The following is a 2,918-nucleotide window of genomic DNA, read 5'->3' as shown; positions in this document are numbered from 1 at the left end:
GCCGTCGACCCGGCGGAGTTGCGTGCGCATGTGGCGGCCGCTCTGCCCGCGTACATGGTGCCGTCAGCCTTCGTGACCCTGGACGCGCTGCCGCTGACCGCCAACGCGAAGGTCGACCGCAAGGCGCTGCCGGCCCCCGAGCTCGCCGGTTCGCCGGTCGGCCGACCGCCGCGCAACGCTCAGGAGGAAATCCTCTGCGCCCTCTTCGCCGAAGTGCTGGGTCTGCCCGGGGTCTCCATCGACGACAGCTTCTTCGACCTCGGCGGGCATTCCCTGCTCGCCACCCGGCTGGTCAGCCGCATCCGTTCGGTGTTCGGCGCCGAACTCGCCGTCCGCACCCTCTTCGAGGCACCCACCGCCGCCCTCCTCGCGGGGCGGCTCGCCGACGCCGGCCGGGCCCGCCAGGCGCTGACCGCCCGCAAGCGGCCCGAGGAGATCCCGCTGTCCCCGGCCCAGCGCCGCCTCTGGTTCCTGAACCGCTTCGAGGGCCCCGGTTCCACCTACAACCTGCCGATGGCCCTGCGGCTCTCCGGCACCCTCGACCGGGCCGCGCTGCGACACGCTCTGGGAGATGTGGTCGTACGGCACGAGAGCCTGCGCACCGCCTTCCCCGAGATCGACGGACGGCCCCGCCAGCTCGTCCTGCCCGCCGGGGTGGCCCGGCCGGACCTGCCCGTCACCCGCGTCACGGCGGCCGGGCTCGACGAGGCGCTCGACGAGACCGCCGCCCAGGGCTTCGACCTCTCCGTCGAGCCGCCTCTGCGCGCCCGGTTGTTCCAGATCACCGACGCCGCAGCACGAACCGACGACGCCGCCACCGATCACGTACTGCTCGTCGTGGTGCACCACATCGCGGGCGACGGCTGGTCGCTGGCCCCCTTCGCCCGGGACCTGGGACACGCCTACGACGCCCGGCGCTCGGGCGCGGCACCGGCCTGGGAGCCGCTGCCGGTCCAGTACGCCGACTACACCCTGTGGCAGCGCGAGGTGCTCGGCGACGAGAGCGACCCTGCGAGCCCGCTGGCCCAGCAGATCGACCACTGGCGGACCGCACTCGCGGGACTGCCCGAGGAACTCGTGCTGCCCTCGGACCGGGCCCGTCCCGCCGAGGTGAGCTACCGGGGCGGAAGCGTCCCGCTGCGGCTCTCTGCCGAGGTGCACAGCCGGATCGTCGCGGTGGCCCGCGAGAGCCACGCGAGCGTCTTCATGGTCGTGCAGGCCGCGCTCGCCACGCTGCTCGGACGGCTCGGCGCCGGTGACGACATCCCCATCGGCAGCGTCATCGCGGGCCGTACCGACGAAGCCCTCGACGACCTGGTCGGGTTCTTCGTGAACACGCTGGTGCTGCGCACGGACCTGTCGGGCGACCCGACCTTCCGCGAGCTGGTGGAACGGGTCAGGGAGAGCGACCTCGCCGCCTACGCCCACCAGGACGTCCCCTTCGAGCGTCTGGTGGAGGTCCTCAACCCGGCCCGCTCGCTGGCCCGCCACCCGCTGTTCCAGGTCATGCTGGCGTTCCAGAACAACGCCGAAGCCACCCTGGACCTGGACGGTCTGAGGGTCACCGCGCAGCCCGTGGGGAGCACCGCCGCAAAGTTCGACCTGCTGTTCTCCCTGGAGGAGACCTTCGCGGCGGACGGCGGCCCGGCCGGTCTGGCCGGCGTCGTCGAGTACGCGGCCGACCTGTTCGACCGTGCGACCGCGGAGGTCATCGGCGACCGGCTGGCGCGGGTGCTCGACGCCGTTACCGCCGACCCCGCAGCCCGCGTCGGCTCGGTCGACGTCCTCGCCGGTGACGAGCGTCGCCGCGTACTCACCGAATGGAACGACACCGACCGTGAGGTCCCGGCAGCCACACTGCCCGAGCTGTTCCAGGCCCAGGCCGCCCGTACGCCCGGCAACGCGGCGGTGGGACACGCGGACACCGAACTCACCTACGCCGAACTCAACGCACGCGCCAACCGTGTTGCCCGGCTGCTGATCGAACAGGGCGCCGGCCCCGAGCAGTTCGTCGCCCTGGCACTGCCGCGCTCCGCCGACATGATGGTCGCGCTGCTGGCCGTCCTGAAGTCCGGCGCAGCCTATCTGCCGATCGACCCCGGATACCCGGCCGACCGCATCGAGTTCATGCTGGCCGACGCCCGGCCCACACTCGTCCTCACCACCGAGGAGGCCGCCGCGGCACTGCCCCGAGGGACCGACCCACTGGTGCTCGACAGCCCCGAACTGCGCGAGAGGATCGCCGGGTTCCCCGAGACCGACCCGCACGACGAGGACCGGGCCCGGCCGCTGGACCCGCAGCACCCCGCGTATGTGATCTACACCTCGGGGTCCACCGGCCGCCCCAAGGGCGTCGTGATCACCCACCGGAACGTCGCCGACCTCGCCGCCTGGGCGATCGCCGACATCGGACCCGAGCGGCTCGCGGACGTACTCGCCGCGACCTCGCTCAACTTCGACGTCTCCGTCTTCGAGATGTTCGGCCCGCTGCTCAGCGGCGGACGCATCGAGGTGGTGCGTGACGTGCTCGCCCTGCTGGAGTCCGACGGGCGGGCGTACAGCCTGATCAGTGCGGTCCCGTCGGCCCTCGTGCACGCCCTCGGCCAGGGCGGGGACACCCGGTTCGGCGCCGACCTGGTGGTACTCGCGGGTGAGGGCCTCCAGGCCCACACCGCCAACACCATCCGGGCCGCCGTCCCCGGCTGCACGCTCGCCAACATCTACGGGCCGACCGAGGCCACCGTGTACGCGACCGCCTGGTACACGGACACGGACAGCGCGCTCACCCCGCCGATCGGACGTCCGCTGCACAACACCCGCTCGTACGTCCTGGATGCGGGTCTGCGGCCGGTGCCGGTGGGGGTTGCGGGGGAGTTGTATCTGGCGGGTTCGGGTCTGGCGCGTGGGTATCTGGGGCG

At 72.7% G+C, this 2,918-nt stretch carries 1 protein-coding gene; it reads left to right on the top strand.

Features of this window, described 5'->3' with window-relative positions:
* Positions 1 to 2,918: condensation domain-containing protein (locus AB0D18_RS41190; protein WP_362430842.1), on the top strand; the 2,918-nt coding region annotated here is incomplete at both ends.

Origin of the sequence: Streptomyces sp. NPDC048442 (assembly GCF_040651475.1) — a bacterium.
Classification (GTDB): domain Bacteria; phylum Actinomycetota; class Actinomycetes; order Streptomycetales; family Streptomycetaceae; genus Streptomyces.
This window is presented reverse-complemented; position numbering and strand designations above follow the sequence as displayed.